This window comes from Trichococcus sp. ES5 (assembly GCF_900067165.1).
GTDB lineage: Bacteria > Bacillota > Bacilli > Lactobacillales > Aerococcaceae > Trichococcus > Trichococcus flocculiformis.
In genome coordinates this window covers 1-25,202 of sequence record NZ_FJND01000027.1, presented here as the reverse complement: position 1 = coordinate 25,202, position 25,202 = coordinate 1, and the positions used below count along the sequence as shown (strand labels likewise).

Below are 25,202 nucleotides of genomic sequence, written 5' to 3'. Positions count from 1 at the left end.
GATGGCAAGAAGGTCACACCTGTTCCCATCTCGAACACAGAAGTTAAGCTTCTTAGCGCCGATTGTAGTGAAGGGTTTCCCTTTGTGAGACTAGGACATTGCCGCGCATGTTTTTATATAAATAATCAGAGAGCTATCGGCGTAAATGTCGGTAGCTTTTTTTGATATACAGGAATTTATACAATTTTCCAGAGTGAAAAGTGCATCACCGTAGGTGTTTCACAATTTTGCAACATGTTTCATGCATCTAAAATAATGTCCAGCTTCACGGGTTAACCCTTCGGAAAGGATCAAGGAACCTCTTGTCTCTGCGAGCCAAGAGATACTGTTCGACTAATCTGCTGACGCAGGAAGTCTCTCAGCATATTGCGCTCTTCGATGCTCAGTTGCATGGGACTCTTAGGGATTCATCCCTTAGAGCCCCAGTACAAGGTGACCGTAGGGAACGTTGCGTGGACAGATTTCCTAAATTGTCATGACTCTTGCGATTTCAATCGCTTAGAGGCATGATACACTTGACCGATTAGGTCACAGTGTTTCCTTAATCAGGGCTGAACGAACCCGTTCAGCTTTTCTTAGAAATTGTTATAGGTTTATTCTGCTTTTTTCTTGCGTTTAGCAGCTTTTTCACGCTCATTTTTATCCAGAATTTGTTTACGCAGTCGCACACTTTCAGGTGTTACTTCGCAATACTCATCTTCTCCCATGAACTCAAGCGATTCTTCAAGCGTCAATGTACGCGGACGTTTGATTACGTTAGTAGAATCTTTATTTGCGGAACGGATATTCGTCATTTGCTTCGCTCTTGTGATATTTACAGCGATATCGTTATCACGAGCGTTTTCGCCGACAATCATACCTTCGTAAATATCCACACCAGGCTCGATGAAGATCGTTCCGCGATCCTCAACGCCCATGATGCCGTAGGTTGTTGTTTTGCCTGTTTCAGTAGAAACAAGTGCGCCTTTGCTGCGTCCGCCGATTTTTCCTGGCAACTCTGGCAAATACGCTTCGAACGTATGCGCCATGATACCATATCCGCGAGTGATGGATAAGAATTCAGTAGAGTAACCGATCAGTCCACGTGAAGGAACAAGGAAAATGATACGGACTTGGCCGTTGCCGCTGTTTTGCATATCTTGCATTTCAGCTTTGCGTTGGCTGATCGTTTCGATTACGGAACCCATATATTCTTCAGGGGTGTCAATTTGAACACGCTCAAAAGGCTCGCATCTTACGCCATCAACTTCTCTGATGATAACTTCTGGACGGGATACTTGTAATTCGTAGCCTTCACGACGCATATTTTCGATCAGGATGGACAAATGCAATTCGCCACGTCCGGAAACGACCCAAGCATCGGGAGAGTCGGTTGGATCAACACGCAAGGATACATCAGTGTGCAATTGTTTCATCAAACGCTCTTCAATCTTACGGGAAGTAACCCATTTACCTTCACGGCCTGCGAAAGGAGAGTTGTTTGTCAAGAAAGTCATTTGCAATGTAGGTTCGTCGATATGCAGAACCGGCAAAGCTTCGCGATGGTCGACAGGAGTCACCGTTTCACCGACGAAGATGTCTTCCATACCGGAAATGGCAATCAAATCGCCAGCTTTCGCCTCTTCGATTTCGACGCGATCCAGACCGAAGTAACCGAACAATTTTGATACACGAAAATTCTTGAATGATCCGTCCAATTTAAGTAAGGATACTTGATCTCCAACTTTGATTGTGCCACGGAATACGCGTCCGATACCGATACGGCCAACAAAGTCACTGTAATCAAGTAAAGCTACTTGGAATTGTAACGGTTCAGCTGAATTGTCAACTGGAGCTGGTATGTGTTCAATGATCGCATTGAACACGTTGTCCATTGTATCTTCTTGATCAGCTGGATCGTCTGACATGCTTGATGTACCATTCATTGCGGAAGCGTAAACGACAGGGAATTCCAATTGTTCATCATCCGCGCCTAATTCGATGAATAATTCCAGGACTTCATCCACAACTTCGGCTGGTCTAGCAGTCGGTTTGTCAATTTTGTTTACTACAACGATTGGAATAAGTTTTTGCTCTAAAGCTTTTTTTAGTACAAAACGTGTTTGTGGCATTGTTCCTTCATAAGCATCCACAACAAGCACTACGCCATCAACCATACGCATGATACGTTCTACTTCACCACCGAAGTCCGCGTGTCCTGGTGTGTCCATGATGTTGACACGTGTCCCTTTATATTGTACCGCAGTATTTTTTGCTAAGATTGTGATACCACGTTCTTTCTCAATATCGTTGGAATCCATCGCGCGTTCCATGAGCTCAGTTCTAGCGTTCAATGTATCCGATTGTTTCAACAATTCATCTACTAATGTTGTTTTACCATGGTCAACGTGGGCGATGATTGCAACATTACGAATATCTTTTCTAAATTCCATTTGTTGTTTTCCTCCAAAATTTTACTTGTTTTTCACTGCTGTTTGATATGCCAACTGCTACTGCCATTATATAGTCGATCACAATTCTAAATTTGAACTTCCCATCAGCTTTCATTTGCGGAATAGGTGAAAACCCGCTGAAAACTCATGAAGACAACTATCAACTTGTCCAGTCTATCACCTCCAGAACCATTTGGAAAGAAAAAAGTTCAATGTAACGGCTTTCTTAAAAAAGTTTTTCTTCCGGCTGCCACTGCACCATGAATGTCTTTAGCCGGCAAGGATTCTAGAAGCTGTCTCGTTTCTGGAATTGTCCGCAAAAAGAGGCATAATCCGGAGTGATTATGCCTCTGCTTTTCCGAAGGGTTCCTACATGTTTTCGATGACCAGTTCCGCGAATCCGGAGCAGCTGACTTTTTGGGCAGCTTCATCCTTCATCAGGTAATAGAAATCGCGTGTGACCGTTTTGTTCGCAATCGTCTTCTCGATGCCACGGGTGATCAAGTCGCTGACTTCATTCCAGCCGATGTAATCGAACAACATAGCGCCTGATAGCAACACCGATGAAGGGTTCAATTCATCCAAACCAGCATATTCCGGCGCGGTACCGTGAGTCGCTTCAAAGATGGCATGGCCTGTGTTCTGATTAATGTTCGCTCCTGGCGCAATCCCGATTCCGCCGACTTGAGCAGCCAATGCATCGGAAATGTAGTCACCGTTCAGGTTCAAGGTCGCGATGACATCATAGTTCTCAGGGTTCATCAAAATCTCCTGCAGGAAGATGTCCGCGATCCGGTCTTTGATGATCAACTTGCCTGCCGCAACCGCATCTTCGTAAGCTTGATCAGCTGCCGCTCTGCCGTCCGCGGCTTTTACGGCGTCATATTGGGCCCAAGTGAAGACTTTATCGCCAAATTCGCGTTCCGCTAGAGCATAGCCCCACTTCTTGAAACCGCCCTCCGTGAATTTCATGATGTTGCCTTTGTGTACCAACGTCACCGAAGTACGGCCATTTTCCAAGGCATATTGGATGGCGCTGCGGATCAACCGTTCCGAACCTTCGATCGAAACCGGTTTGACACCGATTGCCGATGTCTCAGGGAAGCGGATTTTATCCACACCGAATTGGGTCTGCAGAATTTCGATGATCCGTTTCGCTTCTTCACTTTGTGCTTCGAACTCGATCCCTGCATAGCAATCTTCAGTATTCTCGCGGAAGATGACCATGTCAGTTTTTTCAGGGTGTTTCAAAGGGGTCGGTACGCCTTCAAAATATCGGACAGGACGCAAGCAAACGAATAGGTCCAACGTCTGGCGCAAAGCGACATTCAAGGAACGGATCCCTCCGCCGATCGGTGTCGTCAGCGGTCCTTTGATGGCCACCAAATGCTCCCTGATGACATCCATGGTCTCATCGGGCAACCATGAACCGGTCAAATCAAAAGCTTTTCCGCCCGCAAGCACTTCTTTCCAGACTATTTTACGGGAATCGCCATAGGCCTTTTCAACTGCAGCCTCAAATACTTTTTTGGATGCTTGCCAAATTTCCGGACCGATTCCATCCCCTTCGATGAAAGGGATGATCGGAAAATCAGGTGCATGCAAACCCGTTTCATTCATAACAATTTTTTCGCCAACTGTCATTGCGCAGTACCTCCAATAGTTTCTTTTTCAGACAAAGGGATATAGGTCAGATTAACGGGTCCCGCGTATTTTGAACGTGGACGGATCAAAGTCGCTTCACGTTTCTGCTCGAATACATGTCCTAACCACCCGGCAACACGGCTCATCGAAAACAACAGTGTGAAGAGGTCATGTTCTATCCCAAAGCAGTGATAAACTGTGGCAGAGTAGAAATCCACATTCGGAATCAAGCCTTTTTCCTGCAACAGATAGTCCTCTACTTCGCAAGAAAGATCATATAAATCTTCTTTCCCAAATTCCTGGGTCAATTCCTTTGCCATGCGTTTCAGGTGTTTCTTGCGGGGATCTTCCGTTTTGTAGACACGGTGACCGAATCCCATGATTTTTTCTTTATTGTCCAATTTTGTTTTCAAGTAGCCAGCAACATCTCTGGTTTCGGATTCAGCGATTTCGGAAAGCATATCGAATACGCGCTCATTCGCTCCTCCGTGCAAGGGACCCTTGAGAGCTCCGATGGCACCTGTGATACACGAATAGACATCCGTCAGCGTAGAAGCTGCAACGCGTGCGGTGAAGGTTGATGCGTTAAGATCGTGATCGGCATGGAGTACCAGACAATGATTATACGCTCTGACCAAATCCGGATTCGCTTCTTCGCCTGTCAACATATATAGGAAGTTGGCTCCGAACGAAAGGTCTTCGCGAGGCGCGATCGGATCCAAACCTTTGCGTAATCGTGCGAATGCGGCGACAATCGTCGGAATTTTTGCTTGTATCGAGATTGCTTGAATATAGACAGAACGTTCATCCATATCTTCCGCATACGGATCGAATACGCCCAATAATGAGACCGTCGTACGTAAGACACTCATCGGGTGCAGATTCTGACGGCACTGTATTTTCAGGCAAGCAATGACACTTTCAGATAAGGCCATATGCGTGTGAAGATCGTGCTGCAACTGCGCAAATTCTTCACGGCTAGGCATTCTTGAATTCCACAACAAAAAGATGATTTCCTCAAACGATGCATCTTTTTCCACTAATTCGTCGATATTATATCCTGAATAGGATAATTGTCCCTCAACAATTGCGCTTAGGGAGGTTTCTGATACGACAACATCTGCTAATCCTTTATGTACTTCCATGATTTTTCTCTCCTCTCAAAAACCTCTCTTCAGCAAATTGGATGGCTTGCTGCTTAATAAGCAAGCCCCATTTTTTTACGGATTACCATCGGCAGGATGCCTCCGTTACGGTAGTAAGTCATATCCACTTCAGAATCAAAACGGGCAATAGTCGTGAATTTGATTTCTTGACCATCTGATTTGACTGCCGTCACAGGAATTTCGGCATGGATACCGACACTATCGTTCAAATCAATCGTAATTTTTTCCGATCCGTCCAGCCCGAGGCTTTCTGCATCTTGACCCGCTTGGTATTGCAAAGGCAATATGCCCATCATGACAAGATTTGAACGGTGGATTCTTTCATAGCTCTTCGCAATGACCGCTTCGACCCCAAGCAGCTTGACACCTTTGGCAGCCCAATCGCGGGATGAACCCATTCCGTAATCATCACCGGCAAGGATAATCAGTCCAACACTCTCTTCGCGGTATTTTTCGGATGCGTCAAAGATACTCATCTCTTCACCTGTCGGCCAGTAGATAGTGACACCGCCTTCTTTGGCAGGGACCAATTGATTGCGGATACGGATATTTGCTAACGTTCCACGCATCATTACTTCATGGTTTCCACGTCTAGCTCCGTATGAGTTGAAATCGCGGACTCCCAAACCTTTCGAAGACAAATATTGGCCCGCCGGTGTATTGACTCCGATACTTCCTGCTGGAGAAATATGATCGGTCGTAACCGAATCACCGAATTTACCCAAAACTGCCAATTCCTTCAAGGATTCAATCGCTTTTGGTTCAGGCGATAAATTATTGAAGAATGGCGGATTTGCAATGTAAGTCGATCCCTCTTCCCATTGGTACAAAGCATCATCATTTGTTTCGATTGCGTTCCATTCAGCATTATCATCAAAAACATGCAGATACTCTGCTTTGAATATCTCAGGTGTTACAAAATCTCGGATCATCGCTTCCACAGTATGTCTTTCCGGCCACAGGTCAGCCAAGTAGACAGGTTGACCATCTTTACCGTTTCCGATCGGATCGGATTTCAGATTGATGTTCATCGTACCAGCCAGCGCATAAGCGACTACCAATGGCGGTGATGCCAAATAGTTCGCTTTGACCAAAGCATGAATCCGCCCTTCAAAGTTACGGTTTCCGCTCAGTGCGCTAGAAACCAACAAATCACTGTTTTTGATTGCTTCTTCCACTTCCGGCAAAAGCGGCCCTGAATTTCCGATACATGTCGTACAACCGTACCCGACAGTATTGAAGCCCAGTTCTTCCAGGTAAGGAAGTAAACCAGCATTATCCAAATAGGCGGTAACTACTTTGGATCCTGGAGCCAACGAAGTCTTGACGTATTTCGGCACGTTCAACCCCAACTCGACTGCTCGTTTCGCCAATAATCCGGCACTCAACATTACATATGGATTAGATGTGTTCGTGCAGCTTGTGATGGCAGCAATCGCTACATCTCCCGTCTTCATTTTCACTTCTTCCCCATCGAGGACAAATAAAACTTCTTTTTGTGCATCCTCTTCGGATAGTCCAAATCCGGCATTGCCTTTTGGCGCAATCAATGATCTCTGGAAATCTATTTTCAATTTTGACACAGGTACCAAATCTTGTGGACGCTTCGGACCTGCAACATTGGCCTCGATTGTGCTCAAGTCTATTTCTACGACTGTAGTATATTCCGGTTCCGGATTCTCGACACGGTAGTATAAGTCGTTTGCCTTAACATATGCTTCTACTATAGAAACATGCTTTTCATCTCTGCCTGTCAGCGTTAAGTAGTTAAGCACTTCATCGTCGACCGGAAAGAAGCCGCAAGTCGCACCATATTCAGGTGCCATGTTGGCAATGGTCGCACGATCTGCCAAAGTCATGGAAGATAACCCAGGACCAAAAAACTCGACAAATTTGCCGACTACTTTCATTTCGCGCAACGTCTGAGTCACTTTCAAGGCCAGATCAGTTGCGGTTGCTGCTTCCTGCAGCGAATTGATGAAACGTACACCCACTACTTCAGGAACCGGGAAGAAGGAAGGCTCGCCAAGCATGCTGGCTTCCGCTTCTATTCCGCCGACTCCCCAACCCAATACTCCTAGAGCGTTCGCCATAGTCGTATGGGAATCCGTACCCACCAATGTATCAGGAAAAACCAAGCTTCTGTTTTCGTCTATTTCTTTTTCCGTGACGACTGACGCCAAATACTCAATATTGACTTGATGGACAATACCGGTAGCGGGCGGCACAGCCCGGTAATTGTCGAAGGCTTTTTGGGCCCAACTCAAAAATTGATAACGCTCTTGATTACGCAGGAATTCCATCTTCATGTTCGCGATCAAGGCTTGTGGTGACCCGAAGTTATCAACTTGCACAGAATGATCAATGACCAGATCAACAGGCACTTCCGGATTGATGAGCGCTGGATCTCCGCCTAAATCATGAACCGTTTTTCTTAATGAAGCCAAGTCAACGACTGCCGGTACCCCTGTGAAATCCTGAAGGATAACGCGGGATGGTTTGAAAGGTATTTCGCCTTCATTCGTTTCCGTTGCACTCCAGTTAGATAAAGTGACAACATGTTCTTCTTTGATGCCGCTTTCTCCCACTTGACGTAACAACGATTCCAGAAGAACTCGAATCGAGTAAGGCAATTTAGAAATTTTTATTTTTTCATTATTTTCTAATTTTTTTAATTTATAGTATTCATATTGATGACCATGCAAACTAAAAGAAGCTATGGCATTTTGATTAAAATCCGACATTTTATAACCCCCGTTTATCATCTGTTTCACATACATCTCACTTAATACGAAGATTATAACCATAATTTAATCAAATGTAAATGTTTTAACTAAAAAAAATACCGCAGACAAGCACTGACAATCGGAGAAACCTTACATAGATTTGTAAGATTTCTCATTAGAAAAATGAGAAAACCACCTTCCGCTGATACAAAAATGAGATTCGTTCTCATTAAATAGCATTAAAAAAACTCTTATGTACTCATTTTTTTATCATATTAATCATCTTTCTCACATTTATTATTTTTAGTCTCATTCTCTTTCTAAGAAAAATAATATCTTTTTTCAACATATGATAATAGAATCGCATAAACCTTGCCTTTTAATGTGAGGAATTCTAACATCTTTCGTCAATCAAAAAAAGTGAACAAAATACACTGATCTGTATCTTGTCCACTTCAATTTATACTCAATGAGGCCCAAAAATGAAGCGCCATTCATTTTGAATTTCCAGGAAAGCAAAGCTATTGGCTACAATTACCGCATTATTCTGGAGCAGATTTATTTTTTCTCCCGTAACTTGTCTATAGACCAAACCTACCTCTTCAGCTATGACCAACCCTGCCGCTATATCCCACGGTGCCAAGGAAGGCGCGATATAAGCCACTAATTTTCCAGAAGCAACCCAAGCCGTTTCCAGTCCGGCAGAGCCATTGACGCGCAACCCACTACTGTTTCTGGCGATTCTACGCGCTTCGTCCGCATCGGAAACAACCAATCGATTACTGATTGCGACCAGCCCTTCCGATAACGGTAGATCCTCCACCCGCGGCAGTCTACGATCATTGCAATAAGCCCCGTTATCGCGTATCGCAAAATAGAGCTCGTCTCTTACGACATCATAAATATAGCCTAAATGACCAACACCGTCTTTATAGATGCCGATCATGATGGCAAAATTCGCTCGCTGCTTGATGAAATTAAGTGTGCCATCAATTGGATCGATGATCCAGACAATTCCATCCAGATCCTGTATATCGTGTCCTACGCTTTCTTCTCCCAAAATACGCTCATCCGGGAAATGCGCAGTGATTTTTTCATACAGGAACACCTCGATTTCCCGATCCATGTTTGTTACCAGATCCGTTCGCGATGTTTTTTCTTTAATCTCAAGCTCCTTGTTGAACGATTCCCGCAGCAAGTCTGCAGCTTCATGTAACCATGACTTGATCAGGCTATGCCTTCTATCGATCTGATCCATCCGGCTCCTCCCTTCTACCGCTCCTCTACCCGCGACTTATGCAGTCATTTAACGCTCCCCTAGGAAGATTTTATTCTTTTCACTTTTCTTTATTTCCTGCAGCACTTTGTACAAAGAATAACCCGATTCTTTCTCGAACTGATTGCCGTATTTCTTTTCCTGACCGACTGAAGGCAGCACCGTTTTGAATTCACGATAAGCCTGCATAAAGTCCTCTTTACTGATTCCACTTTCATAAGCGCGTTCGACAGCATTCCACAAGGAGATGACTTTAACAATCTCTTCTTTGGACCACTCCACTTCGAACGGATAGTCATAATGTTGCATCTTATTCCCTCCATCTATTCTTGTTTCTACTATATTATACCTGACAAAAAAAATAAAGAGAATCCGGATCCGGATTCTCTTTACCTGTTACTATTTTGGAATTAGATGTGGATCGGCATGCCCAAAGCCAATTCGGCAGCGTCCATGATTGTTTCGGATAAGGATGGATGACCGTGGATCGTCAACGCGATATCTTCTGCGTTCATTCCAGCTTCAATCGCCAACCCAAGCTCAGCAATGATTTCGCTGGCATTCACACCGACAACTTGCGCGCCGACAAGAACGTTATCTTCTTTTGTCGTAACCAAACGAACAAAGCCTTCTGTCTGGTTCAATGACAATGCGCGTCCGTTACCTGACAATGGGAATTTGGATGCTTTGACATCCATACCTTTGTCTTTTGCTTCGGCAGCAGTGAAGCCGATAGTAGCTAATTCAGGATCCGTAAAGGCAACCCCTGGCATAGCACGGTAATCAATTGCAGAGGGATGTCCCGCAATTGCTTCAGCCGCGATTTTAGCTTCGTAGCTGGCTTTATGAGCCAAAGCAGCACCAGGAACGATATCGCCGATCGCAAAAATGTGTTTTACATTTGTACGGCCTTGATTATCGACTTTGACCAAACCACGGTCAGTCATTTCAACTCCGACTACTTCAAGACCCAAGTCATCCGTATTCGGACGGCGACCGACAGTAACCATTACGTAGTCAGCTTCGATAACCTCTTCTTTACCGTTCGCTTCATATTTAACGGTTACGCTGTCTCCGTTGTCGATGGCTTCTTTAGCCATTGCCTTCGTGACGACTGTGACACCTTTTTCTTGGAATGATTTTTCAACGAATTTGACCATATCTTTTTCAAACGTCGGCAAAATTTGTGGAGAACCTTCAAGGATAGTCACTTCAGCGCCTAGATTAGCATACGCTCCGCCCAGTTCAGTACCGATGACACCGCCACCGACGATGACCAATTTCTTAGGAACTTCGGTCAAATTCAATCCGCCAGTGGAATCGATAACGCGTCCGCCAAATTTGAAGCCTTTGATTTCGATTGGACGGCTACCGGTAGCGATGATTGCATTTTTGAAAGTATACGTTTGTGCTGCATCTTCAGTGAAGACACGTAATGTTTCTCCGTCATTGAAGAATGCATTCCCACGGATAATTTCAACTTTGTTTTTCTTCAACAAGTACTCAACACCGGAAGTCAATGTTTTGACGACTTTGTTGTCTTTCCATTCTTGAGTTTTCGAGAAGTCCAGTTTCACATTTTCAGTTGTGATGCCGAAAACGGAGGAATCCAAAGCTTCTTGATAATGATGTCCAGCAGAAATCAATGCTTTTGAAGGGATACAACCGACGTTCAAACAAACGCCTCCGATCCATTCTCTTTCGATGATTGCTACTTTTTGTCCTAATTGTGCAGCGCGGATGGCAGCTACATAGCCACCAGGTCCCGCTCCAACAACAACTGTATCTAATTCAACTGCGAAATCGCCTACTACCATTGTCTATTCTCACCCTTCCATCAATAATAATTCTGGATCAGCCAATAATCTCTTAATGTTGTTCATTGCTTTTTGAGCAGTTGCGCCGTCAACGATACGGTGGTCGAAACTTAATGAAAGTTTCATAACGCGACCGACTGCCAATTCGCCTTCCGAATTGACGATAGCTTGTTGCGCGATCGTTCCAACACCTAGGATGGCCACTTCAGGGTAGTTGATGACTGGCGTGAAGAATCCGCCGCCAACAGAACCGATGTTGCTGATTGTGACTGAACCGTTTCTCATGTCTGCAGCTGCCAGTTTGCCGTCGTGGGCTTGAGCAGCCATGTTGTTGATTTCATCGGCAATTTTGAACATGCCTTTTGTATTCGCATCTTTAACGTTCGGCACGTATAGACCATTGTCTGTATCTGTAGCGATACCGATGTTGATGTAGTTCTTCAATACGATTTCTTGAGCAGCATCATCGATTGATGCATTCAGGATTGGGAAGTCGCGTACAGTCGCTGCCAATGCCTTAACGACATAAGGCAAGAAAGTAAGTTTTGTTCCTTGTGCTGCAGCAACATCTTTGAATTTCTTGCGGTGATCCCATAATTTGGACACTTCAACTTCATCAAACAAGGTTACGTGAGGCGCTGTATGCTTGCTGTTGACCATTGCTTTCGCAATCGCTTTTCTCATCGGAGACATTTTTTGGCGTGTTTCCGCTTCGCCCATATTGGAAGAGAATGGTTGAGCCGGCGCTGCCGCTTGTGTTGCTTGAGCAGCTGCTACAGGAGCCGCTTGGACTGCAGCTTGTGCCGAAGCTTGAGCTTGGACTGCTGGAGCTACAGCTTTTGCTGCCACTGGAGCTACTCCGCTGAAGTTATCGATATCTTCCTTCAGTACACGGCCGCCTTTTCCAGTCGGTGCAACCGAAGTGATGTCGATGCCTTTTTCGCGTGCGTACTGACGAACAGACGGCATAGCCAAGACTTGTTTGTTTGGATTTGCTGCTGCAGCCACGCCTGATGAAGCTGGTGCATTTGAAGCTGCTGTAGGTGCTGCGGCTGCTTTTGGTGCTGCTGCAGCCGGACCGTTTTGGCCTGGTGCATCGATTTCCACCAATACATCGCCGATGACTGCAACTGTACCTACTGGCGCTACGATGCGCACAACTTTACCTGTCACTGGAGATGGGATCTCTTCAACAGATTTGTCGTTCTGCACTTCAACCAAGGTGTCATCTTCATTGATCATATCGCCTTCTTTGATAGGCCAAGAAACGATTTCACCTTCCATGATACCCTCGCCTAGAGCAGGCAATTTGAATTGGAACAGTCCTCCTGTCGAAGCTGCAGGTGCTGCTGGAGTTGATGCCACTGAAGCTGTTGCTGGTGCAGGAGCTTCAGAACCTTCATCTTCATGACCTGGAGCGTCGATTTCCACCAATACATCACCGATGACTGCAACCGTACCTACTGGCGCAACGATCTTTAAGACTTTCCCGGTTACTGGGGAGGGGATCTCTTCGACTGATTTATCATTTTGTACTTCTAATAATGTGTCATCTTCATTGATGGTGTCGCCTTCTTTGATTGACCAAGAAACGATTTCACCTTCCATGATACCTTCGCCTAGAGCAGGCAACTTGAATTTAAAAGACATTTTCTTAACTTCCCTTCATTTGTCTATTTTTGGATTTCCGACGCACAAAAGCAGACAAATACAATTCTATGGGATATGGAATTGTATTTGTCCAAGCTTTCAGCTCTTAGAAATGATAAGTTTCTCTTACTTTATTCTCGATATCAGTAGCATTCGGTAACCAAATGTTTTCTGCTTGACCGAACGGGAAAACAGTATCTGGAGCAGCTACACGTCCGATAGGAGCTTCTAACGATAACACTGCACGTTCAGAAATTTCGGACATGACCATTGCGCCTACACCAGCTTGACGCTGCGCTTCTTGGACAACTACGACACGGCCTGTTTTTTCAACTGAGGCAATGATCGTTTCGATATCAAGTGGAGCAACCGTACGCAAATCGATTACTTCAACCGAAATGCCTTCTTTTTCAAGTGTTTCTGCAGCTTTGATAGCTTCGCGGACCATTGCGCCGTATGTGATGACAGACACGTCAGATCCTTCTTTTGTGATGGCAGCTTTGCCGATAGGAACAGTGTACGCTTCTTCAGGAACTTCATCACGGAATGAACGGTACAATTTCATGTGCTCCAAGAAGACAACGGGATCGTTGTCACGGATAGCTGAAATCAACAAACCTTTTGCATCGTATGGGTTCGAAGGGATAACCACTTTCAAACCTGGTGATTGGGCCATCAAGCCTTCCAAGTTATCCGAGTGCAATTCAGGTGTATGCACACCGCCACCGAAAGGAGAGCGGAAAACGATAGGCAGATTACGCGTGCCTGCCATGCGGTAACGTGTACGTGCAGCCTGCGCTACAACTGTATCCATTACTTCAAATACAAAACCGAAGAATTGAATTTCCGCGACAGGACGGAAACCTTCTAAGGCCAAACCGAATGCCAAACCACCGATACCGGATTCAGCTAAAGGAGTATCAAACACGCGATCTTCGCCGAATTTCTCTTGAAGTCCTTGTGTCGCACGGAATACACCGCCGTTTTTACCAACGTCTTCTCCGAAGATCAGAACGTTTGGATCGTTTTCAAGTTCAATTGCAAGCGCATCAGTGATGGCTTGGATCATAGTTAATTGTGCCATGATTATTTAGTCTCCTTTGCTTCGTAGTATGCGATTTGTTCTGCTAAAGTTTGATTTGGTTCTTCGAACATGCTCTTCAAGAAGTCAGATACTTTTTGTTTAGGAGCTTGATCAGCTTCCTTGATGGCATCTTTGATTTCTTCTTTGACTGATTCGATGACTTCATTTTCTTTTTCTTCAGACCATAGACCTTTTGCCGTCAAGAATTTGCGCATGCGGATCAATGGATCTTTTGCTTGCCAGCCTTCCAATTCGGCAGTGTCACGGTAACGTGTCGGATCGTCACCTGATAAAGTATGCGGACCGAAGCGGTAGCAGATTGTTTCGATCAAGACAGGCCCATTTCCGGCAACAGCATATTCTCTTGCTTTTTTGGTTATCGCGTAGACAGCCAAGATGTCCATCCCGTCGACTTGGATACCAGGAATTCCGGCAGCCATAGCTTTCTGCGCTAAAGTTTGAGCAGCGGTCTGCACGTGGCGAGGCGTTGAAATCGCCCATCCGTTATTTTGAATGAAGAAGATGGCAGGTGCTTTGTAGGAGCCGGCAAAGTTGATTCCTTCATAGAAATCCCCTTGCGAGCTTCCGCCGTCACCAGTATATGTGATGGCAACATTTTTCTTGTTGCGTTTCTTCAATCCCAATGCTACTCCTGCAGCTTGCACATATTGTGCGCCGATGATGATTTGCGGCGGTAAAGCTTGGATGTCGTCAGCATATTTATTGCCATCCACATGACCTCTCGACCAAAGGAAAGCTTGCGTCAATGGTAATCCATGCTTGACCAATTGAGGAACATCGCGGTAACCAGGCAACAATACATCTTCTTTTTCGATTGCTGCAATACTGCCTAACTGGCTCGCTTCTTGGCCGGCTGTCGGCGCATAGAAACCTAATCTACCTTGACGATTCAACGCAGTTGAACGTTCATGTAAAATTCTGGACCATACCATATCTGTCATGAATTGAACCAATTGTTCATCAGAAAGATCTGGCATTAGATCAGGGTTTACAATATTCCCTTCTTCGTCCATGATTTGGACCATGCGAAAATCTGTGTTCGTGCTGCTTAGTAATGCGTCAATGTCGATTTTTGTTTGTTTTGTAGCCATGCTAACACTTTCCTCTCTATTCCCTTGATATTTCATCTCTTTGGATGAGGTTTATACAGATGATTTCAACTGTATCAATTCACAGTTGTTACATGAATAATTTACCACGCATCCGAGATATATGCAAGGTAAAAGGACAGTTTTCATTTTTTGTGCACAGAAAATCCACCACTGCTTATTTGTAAGCGTTTAGCAATTCTTTATTGTTCATTTTTTAACGAGACTCCAATCACGCTATTTTGATTTATATTGAAACATCATTATTATGTATGTTTACAGATTGTCGCAATCAGATACAAAGATTCTGTATTATAACCAAAACAAAACTGTTATTACATAAAACAGCAAGCATTGATGGCATGGGCTTTCAAAAGTATAACAGCCCATTCGTTACAACTACCTCTTTTAAATATCGAATTTTTCAGTTTTTCACAGTTGATTTTTTATTTTTTCTCGGATCATATTCAGTTGTTCTGTTCATTCAAAAAATCACAATCTCATCACTATGAAAATTTGATTAAAATAACTCTTCATTCATCTCATGAACAAAACAAAAGGCCATTTCAATTAAGAAATGACCTTTTTTATTTGAATTTGTACTGCGCTTTATTACACTAAGCCTTGATAAATCATGGCATCGGCAACTTGCACAAACGCCGCGATGTTGGCGCCTGCCAAATAATTTCCCGGTATGCCATATTCTTCCGCTGTTTTTTCAGCTGTCTTAAATATGTTTGCCATGATAGCCTGTAGCTTACCGTCAACTTCTTCGAATGTCCAATGGCTATGAGCACTGTTCTGCGCCATTTCGAGTGCCGAAGTGGCGACTCCCCCTGCATTGGCCGCTTTAGCCGGACCATAGTAAATATTATTGTCCGCATAGACTTCCACAGCTTCCAACGTACTCGGCATGTTCGCGCCTTCGCTGACACAGTAAACGCCAGCTTTGACTAATCTCTCAGCCTGTTCTTTATCTATTTCATTTTGTGTTGCACTAGGCAAAGCAATGTCATATTTAAGATCGACGTCCCAAACGCTACCGTCTTTATAAACCGCTGTCGCTTTTTCGGCAGCATAGACCGTCAATCTTTCGCGACGAACTTCTTTGATATCCTGTAGCAATTCGACATCGATACCTGTTTCATCGTAGATATAACCGTTCGAGTCCGAACAAGCTACAACAGTTCCGCCAAATTCATGAACTTTTTGGATAGCATAGATAGCCACGTTTCCGCTTCCGGAAACAACTACTTTTTGACCGGCAAACGATTTACCATTTGCTTTCAGCATTTCCTGTGTATAGTACACTAAGCCGTATCCAGTCGCTTCTGTACGCGCCAAACTTCCGTTCATGACGACTGGTTTACCGGTAAGAACACCTGTTTCAGCACCGTTTAAGCGTTTGTATTGGCCATACATATAGCCGATTTCACGTCCACCAACACCGATATCGCCAGCAGGAACATCCAGCGTAGGGCCGATATGTCTTTGCAGCTCAGTCATGAATGATTGACAGAAACGCATCACTTCAGCATCGGATTTGCCTTTAGGATCGAAATCGGATCCGCCTTTTCCGCCGCCGATCGGTAATCCGGTCAGGCTGTTTTTGAAGATCTGTTCAAAACCTAAAAATTTCAGGATGCTCTCATTGACGGTAGGATGAAAGCGCAGACCGCCTTTATAGGGTCCGATAGCCGAATTGAATTGGACGCGGAATCCTTTGTTGACTTGAACATCCCCTTTATCATCCATCCAAGGAACCCGGAAGGAAACGATGCGTTCAGGCTCCACCATTCTTTCAAGAATGTTCCATTTTATATAGTGCGGATTTTTTTCCAAAGCAGGCTCGATCGTATCGAACAACTCTCTTACCGCCTGTAAGAATTCTTTTTGATGCGGGCCTCTATCTTCAACCTTTTTATAGACTTTTTCAATATAATCTTTAGCAGCTGTCATAAAAATCATCTCTTCTTTCGCTATAGAGTTAAAAAAACCTCACACCATTGTGTAATCATTTTTTCATTTTTCTATTTTACACATACCCATTCTATATTACAAGAGAAAAGATGAGTCTAGCTTTTTTTTTTCGAAACGTGTACTATGTAACGTGAAGTGTTTTGCAGTTTGCAAGTCCAATCATTTCAATATAAAAACCAGTAAAAGGAGGAATGCATGCATGATCACGATGGATAACATCATCCGTGAAGGTCATCCTACATTGCGCAGGTCAGCCGACCCGGTCACTTTTCCGTTATCTGCAGAAGATCGAAGTATCGCTGCAGAAATGATGGAGTTCCTTTCGAACAGTCAGGATGAAAAAATTGCCGAGCAACTCAACTTGCGCGCAGGCGTTGGTTTGGCAGCACCACAAATCGACGTATCCAAACGCATCGTTGCTTTGCTGATACCAGGGGAATACGAAGATGATCCTCCGGAATTGGCTAAAATTATGTTCAACCCTAAAATCATCAGCCACTCGATTGAAAGTGCCTGCCTAAAAGGTGGAGAAGGCTGCCTTTCAGTGGACCGTGAAGTACCAGGCTTTGTCGTCAGGCATAGCCGTATTACGGTAGCTTACCAGGATGCTGAAGGAGCCACGCACAAAGCCCGCTACAAAGGTTATGCGGCCATTGTAGTCCAGCACGAAATCGATCATCTTAACGGCGTTATGTTCTACGATCACATCAATGAACAGGCACCCTTTGCAGTTGCAGACGATGTCATCATCATCGAATAGGAAGAAATGAATAAAAAAGAAGAACGGACCTGCATTTAGTGCAGAACCGTTCTTCTTTTTTTTCATTTTGTAAGATATCTCTCCAGGAATTGCTTCGTCCGATCCTCTTTTGGATGATAGAAGATTTCTTCAGGGGCTCCCTGCTCCAGAATGACGCCTTGATCCATGAAGATGACGCGATCGGAAACTTCTCTCGCGAACTCCATTTCATGCGTCACGACGATCATCGTCAAGCCGCTGTTGGCAAGATCCTTCATGACTTTCAAAACTTCGCCCACCATCTCCGGATCCAAAGCCGATGTCGGCTCATCGAACAATAGCGCATCCGGCTCCATCGTCAACGCGCGGGCGATGGCAACGCGTTGTTTTTGGCCGCCTGACAGCTGCTCCGGTTTGGCATTGATGAATTTACCCATTCCGACCTGCTCCAGGTAGCCCATGGCGATTTTTTCGGCTTCCTGTTGGGACTTTTTCAGAATCTTCACAGGTCCTACAGTACAATTATGCAGCACATCCAAATTGTTGAACAAATTGAATTGCTGAAATACCATCCCTAATTTACTGCGGTACTTGAAGATATCATGCTTCGAGTCCAAAACGTTCTCGCCGTTGTAGATGATTTCTCCCGCTGTCGGTTTTTCAAGTAGATTGATGCAGCGCAATAGCGTCGATTTACCGGACCCTGATGAACCGATGATACAAACAACTTCCCCTTTATTCACACTGAAATCGATGTCCTTCAGCACTTCATGCTGACCGAAGTTCTTCTTCAGATGCTGTACGTCGATTACTTTTTCCATCAAATGATTCCTCCCGTGGCAATTAATTTGCTCTGTCTCTTTCTGCTTGTTTTTTGCGAGCCATTAATTCTGGTGTAGTCAATTGGTCTTGACCCGCACCCATCATCTGATAATTATCAGGGCCTTGCATTTTTCTTTCGATGGCACGAAGAATGCGTGTCACCGTGAAGGTCATGACGAAGTAAATGAGTGAAGCCACGAAGAATGATTCGAAATAACGGAAATTATTTCCGGAAATCGATTTGGTCGTAAAGAACAATTCCGAAACGGAGATGACGTTCAACACGGACGTATCCTTGATATTGATGACGAATTCGTTCCCTGTCGCCGGCAAGATATTCCGGATGACCTGAGGCATGACGACATTGCGCATCGTTTGCAGGTGGTTCATCCCAATTGCTTGGGCTGCTTCGAATTGCCCTTTGTCGATGGAAATGATTCCACCGCGGACAATCTCCGACATGTAAGCACCTGTATTGACCGATACGATAAGCAACGCTGCGAAGATACGGTTCATGTCAATATCAAACGCCAGAGCCGCGCCATAATAGATGACCATTGCTTGAACGATCATCGGCGTACCACGGAAAATTTCGATGTAGCATGACAGCAAAAAATTCACCACATTGTACACATGTTTTTTCCATCCCGATTCAGCAACCGGAATCGTACGGATGACACCAATCATAAGACCGATTCCCAACCCAATGATGGTCCCGATTAAAGCTATATATAATGTTGTCCACGCACCTGATAAAAACTGTCTCCAGTTTTCTTCGATGATGCGGATAACCCAACTAAACTCCATTTAATTTATGCCCCTTTTTGATGTCCCATCCACCAGAATTATTCAGCTGATGGTTGGTTTTTGATTGCTTCTTCCATCATTTGGATTCGTTCTTCTTCGGTGATACCGCTCAGAATCTCGTTGATCTGATCTTTCAATTCGCTTTCTTTGATCAAGCCGATTGCGATCTCTGAATCAGCCACGGATAATTCAAACGTATCCGCTTGATCCAATTCGATCATTTTGAAAGCTGAATTGGCTGCTGAAGCGCTGATTGCTTCCGGGCGTTCCGAGACATAAGCATCGATTGTGCCTGACTCCAATGCGACGCGCATAGATGTGAAACTATCCATTGCCGGTTGCTTTTGCACGCCTTCAATCTGATCGATGACGCCATAATGTAACGTGTTCAACTGTGCAGTGACTTTTGCATCAGCGAAGTCAGCCAAAGTTGTTGCATTTGCATAAGCCCCATCAGATTTTACGACGATTACCAATTCAGTAGTATAGTAGGAATCCGAGAAATCGATTGCTTCTTTGCGTTCATCTGTCGGAGACATACCTGCAACGATTGCATCGATTTTAGATGAAACCAATGCCGGAACCAGACCATCCCATTCTGTTTTGACGATGACCAATTCCTTGCCTAAGCCGTCCGCCACTTTTTGGGCCATCTGAACATCATAGCCATTTGCGTAACCGTCCGCGCCATCAATTTTCACTGCGCCATTGCTGTCATCATTTTGTGTCCAGTTAAAAGGCGGATATCCCGCTTCCATTCCGACTACGAATGCATCCGATTCAGCCGAACCATCTGCTGCCGATGAATCCTCAGTAGTTCCGTTACCGCAACCCGCTAAAATAAACAAACCCATCAAAGCCGCCATTGTTGTTTTCCATGTTTTTACTTTCATCTCTAGTTCCTCCTAATGTTTATAGTCCTATTTACATGCTCAAAAAAATTAAACAACCCTCTTGTCCAACTACGTTTTTGTCCACCTTTCTACCCATAGAGCGTCATAACAACGATAATTCAGTCCGTTTTTGTGCAAAAAAATAGACTATAAAGCAAAAGGCCCTATAATCCAGCTTCCTTCTGCCCGCAATACCGAAAGTACTCCACAAACGATTTTGGGCAAATCGTTCTGACAGTGCCAGGATTCTTAATCCTGACCCCAACACAGCCAATGCTGTATTTCGGCGAACACCCCTTTCAAATGGGCATTTTACTCTTGATGTCCGCAGCCTCTTCCATTATTGTATGATCGTATGACATTATTGTATGCTATTATACTGTACGTAATTTTAATTTGCAACAAAAAGAGCTTTGCTCAGCCAGCCAGTACCCTTCACGCACTGGCTGTCCTTGTTTTATTTCATTTTAAATACCGATTTTGGATGCTATACTGACTTTAATAACAAAAGGGAGGAACTGTTTCAATAATGTTTACTATTCTATTCGATTTGGATGATACCCTATACGACACATCAAGGCCGTTCTTCCAAACATTGGCAGATTACAGCTTTAGGAACAACTACAGTAACGAAGCCAGCTTCGCTCTTTTCCGCGAGCATTGTGACAACGCCTTCGACCTATTCTCCAGCGGGGAGCTGACGCTAGCCGAGTCACACATCATGCGCACACAGCATACATTCGCCGACTTGGGTCTTCCGCTCACCGCCGAAGAAGCGATGCACTTCCAGAAATCCTATCAAAAAAGGCAAGGAGAGATTGTGTTGAGTCCCGGTATCGAGCGGCTTTTGAATGAACTGGAAAATAGAAATATACCAATTGCCGTCTTCACAAACGGTCCTGAAAAACACCAGATGAAAAAATTCAACGCCTTGAATCTGGAGCGATGGGTGCCGCCAGCACGCATCTTCATTTCCGAAAATATCGGTTGCCCAAAACCCTATGCCGAAGCCTTCGCGCATGTTCAGGAGTCTTTGAACGCAACTCCCGGCGAGCTGCTTTTCATCGGGGATACGTATGAAACGGATATCATCGGCGGTCAGGCTGCCGGTTGGACTACCTTGTGGTACAACCATCGCCGCAAGCAGGAGGATGAAAAAATGGTGCTGGAGCCAACCTTCTATTCTGTTGCGGAAATGCACCAAGCCATAAATGACAACATCTCAAAACGAAAGGAAATGTGACCTATGATCCAGACAAAATTAGCCATCATCGGGGTCGGCCATGTCGGTTCCCAGGTATTGACCGACTGCAGTCACCTCAACTTATTTTCCGATATCATCCTGATCGACAGCAACAAGGACACGGCAAGAGGCGAGGCTCTTGACCACCGCCATGCGTTGGCCGCCAGCTACCGGACCAACAGTAAAATATACGCCGGCGATTACGCGGATTGCGCCGATGCCGACATCATCATCATTTCCGCGGGCGTCAGTGAGAAGGCGCGCCCGGGTGAAGATATGCCGCCAAGAGCGTTGATGGGCAAAGAGAATGCCATTGAAATACGCAAAATCATGACAGGCATCACCCGGTACACAAAAGATGCCATCATCATCCTGATAACGAATCCGGTCGATACAATCACCTACATCGCCGAAAATGAGTTCAACTATCCGAAAGGCAAGATTTTCGGCACCGGAACGACTTTGGATACTTTCCGCTACCGTCAGATTGTTGCTGCCCACTATCAGGTCGATCCAAAGAACGTCAGCGGCTACATCATGGGCGAACACGGCAGTACCGCCTTCCCGGCTTTCAGCAGCACGACTGTGGGTGCGCTCACCCTTTCCCAAAGCGATGCTTTATTAATGCCCGCAATACCATTGGACCAGGAATTCGTCAGCCAAGAAGTGGTCCACACGGCATCTGATGTCTTCAACTGGAAAGGCTGGACGAATTCAGGCATCGGGGAAGTCGCAGCGGCCTTGGCCCGCGCTGTCATGCTGGACGAGAAAAGCATCTTCCCTGTGACCGCAACTGTCAATGGCTTATACAACTGCCACGGCGAAGCGGCCTTCAGCATGCCTTGCATCATCGGCAGGAACGGCTTGGAGAAACAGATCCCTTTGCCGCTGGATAATGAGGAATACGAAAAACTGCAACTCTCCATCAAAGATATTCAATTTACGCTGCAATCCGTGAAATAGGAAAAGCGCAACCGCATCATGGCCGATTGGCCGGATGCGGTTGCGCTTTTTTGTCCCTGTACGGATAGTCTACATACTGAGTCTGCCGTGTTCTTCGTAGCGCGTGACTGTTGTGATGGCATTCTGCTCATCCACAAACACCACAAGCGGCTTGTGTTCCTTCGCTTCCAGTTCATCCATCAGGCAGTAAGCCATGATGATGATCTTATCCGACACCTGAACGCAGCGGGCGGCGGCACCGTTCAAGCATATCATGCCCGAGCCGCGTTCGCCTGCGATGACATACGTTTCGAATCTTGCACCGTTGTCGATGTCGACGATCTGGACTTTTTCATATTCGATCAGTCCTGCAGCATCCAACAAGTCCTTGTCGACAGTGATGCTGCCCACATAGGAAAGCTCCGCTTGGACAACGACGGCGCGGTGTATTTTACTTTTCAGCATATTGAGTTGCATTGTTTTTCCCCCACTTATTCCGTGATAAAATTATCGATCAGACGCGTTTTTCCGATATAAACCGCCAAAGCCACCAATACAGGTCGCTCGACGCTGTCCACTTGCTGCAGCGTACGCGCATCCACCAACTCCACATAGTCGACCTTCGCCAGCGGCTCCGCTTGGATCGTTTCCGAAATCGCATTGCGGATTTTGGCAGCATTCTGTTCTCCGTTCGCAAGCAACTGCTTGGCGACTTCGAGCGCTTGGCTCAGCACCAGTGCGGCCTTACGCTCATCTGCTGACAGGTAACTGTTGCGCGAACTTTTAGCCAATCCATCCGCTTCCCGGATGATCGGGCAGCCGATGACGGTGACGTCCAGATTCAGGTCGCGGACCATCTGCTGGATAACCGCCAATTGTTGGGCGTCCTTCTGTCCAAAATAGGCACAGTCCGGCTGCACGATGTTGAATAGCTTTGTCACGACTGTGCAGACGCCCCGGAAATGGGCCGGTCTGCTTTTCCCGCATAGACTCTCCGTCAGACCATGCATATCCACAAAGCTGCTGAAATCGGGATGGTACATTTCTTTCGGCTCGGGATGGAAAATCAGGTCCACTCCGCTGGCTTCGCACAAAGAGGCATCCTTTTCCAGATCTCTTGGATAGCTTTCCAAATCTTCGGATGGGCCGAACTGCATCGGATTCACAAAAATACTGACGACCACCCGATCATTTTCGCTGACGGCTTTCTGCATCAAGCTTTTATGGCCTTCATGGAGATAGCCCATCGTCGGAACAAAGCCAACCGACAAACCTTCCTTTTTCCAGGCCTTCACGGCACTGCGGATTTCTTCAACCGTTGCTGCAATCTTCATTCGTGATTACTCCTCTAATATAATTTTTCGATGACCGCATCTGACAACGCAAAGGTGTGCTCCGCTGCCGGAAACGCGCCGCTTTTCACTTCAGATATATAGTCTTCGATGGCGTTCTCCATCTGCGGCCCTATTTCTGCATAACGCTTAACGAATTTCGGCGTGAAATCGGAATAGAGTCCCAGCATGTCCTGATAGACCAACACCTGGCCGTCGCAGCCGTTCCCCGCGCCTATGCCGATGGTCGGTATCGAAATGCTCTTTGTGATCAACTCAGCTAATTTGGCTGGGATGCATTCCAGCACCACCGCAAAGGCGCCAGCCGCTTCGACAGCCTTCGCCTGCTCGATCAGACTACGCGCCGCTTCCTCATCTTTGCCTTGGACCTTGAATCCACCGAAAGCATTGACGGATTGCGGCGTCAAACCGAGATGCGCCATGACTGGTATGGAAGCTTCCACGATTGCCTTGATCTGCGGACAGACTTCAAGACCACCTTCCAGTTTGACTGCCTGTGCCCGGCCTTCCTTGATCAGCCTGCCGGCATTGACGACCGCATCATAGACGGATGTCTGATAAGACATGAACGGCAGATCGCTTACGACCAAGGCGTCCTTTACTCCTCTGGCGACAGCTTTGGTGTGGTGGATCATATCCTCCATCGTTACCGATAAGGTGTCTTCATAGCCCAACATCACCATCCCCAACGAATCCCCCACCAGTACCGAGTCGATGCCCGAAGCATCGATCAGTTTGGCAGTGGAATAGTCGTAGGCAGTCAGCATCGTCAAACGCTCATTCTTCTGCTTGGCATTGCGGAAAGTCAAAACCGATTTCTTCACCCGAATCCTCATCCTCTCTTCATCCAAATATAATATATTATTCACACATTACGTTCTGCAGGGAATAATGTCAACTACTTTTTGAAACTGGAAGCCCTACGAATAAAGCCAATTGTCACGACAACTGTATATTTCGATTGGACTGCAGCAGAAATAGGCTTGGACAAAAAAATAACATTTAGATAGCCGACCACCTACCGACTTCAGTAGAGTGAATTCATTATATTCAGTGACAATAAAGTAATAAGGTTAACTTCACTAAAATAAGGTATACCTGAATTATTCATACCATACCAAATCTTGATATGAATAACCCTATTTCATCTGCAATATTGGATTTTTCGCGGAGTTGTTATTTTTTTCCTTTCAAAACGTCTCTTAGAGACGAAAAGAAGCACGGAATGCGATTGTTATTGTGTTTTAGGGCATACTAATCCCTTTGTTCGAAAGATTTTTTTTAAATTAACGGGGACTCACCAAGACAAGGATTGAATTTGCCGTAAGATATGAAAAAATTCGTTTTGATAGACATGATGGGTACTGAGTTTTAGCATCATGCGTCTTCCGCTGTGGATCAGTTTCCCAGCAATCTTGAAAAACCGAAGACGAATACTCTGTATCTGTAGGCCTTTGGCCTTTTCTGGGAAAGCTAGTGTACGCATAAAATTGTTGATGTTGTAGGAAAGCAAGCTGACC

The 25,202-nt window shown here is 45.4% G+C and carries 19 protein-coding genes, 1 rRNA gene, 1 pseudogene and 1 riboswitch; of the genes and pseudogenes, 4 read left to right on the top strand and 17 right to left on the bottom strand.

Annotated features, from left to right (window positions below; all coding sequences use genetic code 11):
- A 5S ribosomal RNA gene (gene rrf / locus TES5_RS13645) occupies positions 1–107 on the top strand; the annotation flags it as partial.
- Positions 108–593: 486 nt separating this feature from the next.
- On the opposite strand, the gene typA is transcribed toward rrf, so the two are convergent.
- From typA to gdhA, 11 genes are all read right to left on the bottom strand, one after another.
- Positions 594–2,432, bottom strand: coding sequence for a translational GTPase TypA (typA, locus tag TES5_RS13640; protein WP_068562539.1), 1,839 nt, complete (start codon positions 2,430–2,432; stop codon positions 594–596).
- 369 nt (positions 2,433–2,801) lie between these two features.
- A complete protein-coding gene (gene icd / locus TES5_RS13635) occupies positions 2,802–4,076 on the bottom strand; it encodes an NADP-dependent isocitrate dehydrogenase (RefSeq protein WP_068562538.1) in 1,275 nt (424 codons plus the stop codon).
- Complete coding sequence (locus TES5_RS13630; RefSeq protein ID WP_068562537.1) at positions 4,073–5,221, bottom strand: citrate/2-methylcitrate synthase; 1,149 nt, start codon at positions 5,219–5,221, stop codon at positions 4,073–4,075. The genes icd and TES5_RS13630 overlap by 4 nt, the downstream gene beginning before the upstream one ends.
- A 53-nt stretch (positions 5,222–5,274) precedes the next feature.
- The gene (acnA, locus tag TES5_RS13625) at positions 5,275–7,986 is read right to left on the bottom strand and encodes an aconitate hydratase AcnA (protein ID WP_068562536.1); all 2,712 of its coding nucleotides are present in this window, start codon (positions 7,984–7,986) and stop codon (positions 5,275–5,277) included.
- 448 nt (positions 7,987–8,434) lie between these two features.
- Complete coding sequence (locus TES5_RS13620; protein WP_068562535.1) at positions 8,435–9,226, bottom strand: inositol monophosphatase family protein; 792 nt, start codon at positions 9,224–9,226, stop codon at positions 8,435–8,437.
- Positions 9,227–9,274: 48 nt separating this feature from the next.
- Entirely contained in the window at positions 9,275–9,553 is a 279-nt protein-coding gene (locus tag TES5_RS13615; protein WP_068562534.1) for a UPF0223 family protein, read from the bottom strand.
- A 101-nt stretch (positions 9,554–9,654) separates the two neighbouring features.
- Positions 9,655–11,061 carry a dihydrolipoyl dehydrogenase gene (gene lpdA / locus TES5_RS13610; protein ID WP_068562533.1) on the bottom strand — a complete coding sequence of 469 codons (1,407 nt, stop codon included), beginning with the start codon at positions 11,059–11,061 and terminating at the stop codon, positions 9,655–9,657.
- A 9-nt stretch (positions 11,062–11,070) separates the two neighbouring features.
- Positions 11,071–12,711 (bottom strand): 2-oxo acid dehydrogenase subunit E2, encoded by a 1,641-nt coding sequence (locus TES5_RS13605; RefSeq protein ID WP_068562532.1) that lies wholly within the window; start codon positions 12,709–12,711, stop codon positions 11,071–11,073.
- Positions 12,712–12,817: 106 nt separating this feature from the next.
- A complete protein-coding gene (locus TES5_RS13600; protein ID WP_068562531.1) occupies positions 12,818–13,795 on the bottom strand; it encodes an alpha-ketoacid dehydrogenase subunit beta in 978 nt (325 codons plus the stop codon).
- Between the two features lie 2 nt (positions 13,796–13,797).
- Positions 13,798–14,907 (bottom strand): pyruvate dehydrogenase (acetyl-transferring) E1 component subunit alpha, encoded by a 1,110-nt coding sequence (gene pdhA / locus TES5_RS13595; RefSeq protein WP_068562530.1) that lies wholly within the window; start codon positions 14,905–14,907, stop codon positions 13,798–13,800.
- A gap of 609 nt (positions 14,908–15,516) precedes the next feature.
- Positions 15,517–16,863: an NADP-specific glutamate dehydrogenase gene (gdhA, locus tag TES5_RS13590; protein WP_068562529.1), complete on the bottom strand. Its 1,347-nt coding sequence runs from the start codon at positions 16,861–16,863 to the stop codon at positions 15,517–15,519.
- 220 nt (positions 16,864–17,083) lie between these two features.
- Between gdhA and def the strand changes: the two genes are divergently transcribed.
- A complete protein-coding gene (gene def, locus TES5_RS13585) occupies positions 17,084–17,644 on the top strand; it encodes a peptide deformylase (protein WP_068562528.1) in 561 nt (186 codons plus the stop codon).
- A gap of 62 nt (positions 17,645–17,706) precedes the next feature.
- On the opposite strand, the gene TES5_RS13580 is transcribed toward def, so the two are convergent.
- The gene (locus TES5_RS13580) at positions 17,707–18,447 is read right to left on the bottom strand and encodes an amino acid ABC transporter ATP-binding protein (RefSeq protein ID WP_369813501.1); all 741 of its coding nucleotides are present in this window, start codon (positions 18,445–18,447) and stop codon (positions 17,707–17,709) included.
- A 19-nt stretch (positions 18,448–18,466) separates the two neighbouring features.
- A pseudogene (locus TES5_RS15800) lies at positions 18,467–20,118 on the bottom strand (ABC transporter substrate-binding protein/permease).
- Positions 20,119–20,335: 217 nt separating this feature from the next.
- A riboswitch (Lysine riboswitch) is annotated at positions 20,336–20,490 on the bottom strand.
- Positions 20,491–20,674: 184 nt separating this feature from the next.
- On the opposite strand from TES5_RS15800, the gene TES5_RS13565 reads away from it, so the two are divergent.
- A complete protein-coding gene (locus TES5_RS13565; RefSeq protein ID WP_068562524.1) occupies positions 20,675–21,388 on the top strand; it encodes an HAD family hydrolase in 714 nt (237 codons plus the stop codon).
- Between the two features lie 3 nt (positions 21,389–21,391).
- Positions 21,392–22,351: a lactate/malate family dehydrogenase gene (locus TES5_RS13560; protein ID WP_068562523.1), complete on the top strand. Its 960-nt coding sequence runs from the start codon at positions 21,392–21,394 to the stop codon at positions 22,349–22,351.
- 69 nt (positions 22,352–22,420) lie between these two features.
- Here the strand turns inward: TES5_RS13560 and panD are convergent, their stop codons facing one another.
- The 4 genes from panD to TES5_RS13540 all read right to left on the bottom strand — a co-directional run.
- Positions 22,421–22,807: an aspartate 1-decarboxylase gene (gene panD, locus TES5_RS13555; protein ID WP_068562522.1), complete on the bottom strand. Its 387-nt coding sequence runs from the start codon at positions 22,805–22,807 to the stop codon at positions 22,421–22,423.
- Positions 22,808–22,821: 14 nt separating this feature from the next.
- Positions 22,822–23,664 carry a pantoate--beta-alanine ligase gene (gene panC, locus TES5_RS13550; protein ID WP_068562521.1) on the bottom strand — a complete coding sequence of 281 codons (843 nt, stop codon included), beginning with the start codon at positions 23,662–23,664 and terminating at the stop codon, positions 22,822–22,824.
- A gap of 14 nt (positions 23,665–23,678) precedes the next feature.
- Positions 23,679–24,518 (bottom strand): 3-methyl-2-oxobutanoate hydroxymethyltransferase, encoded by an 840-nt coding sequence (panB, locus tag TES5_RS13545; RefSeq protein ID WP_369813502.1) that lies wholly within the window; start codon positions 24,516–24,518, stop codon positions 23,679–23,681.
- Positions 24,519–24,979: 461 nt separating this feature from the next.
- On the bottom strand, positions 24,980–25,202 hold a 223-nt coding region (locus tag TES5_RS13540; protein WP_198143362.1), incomplete at its 5' end, for a transposase.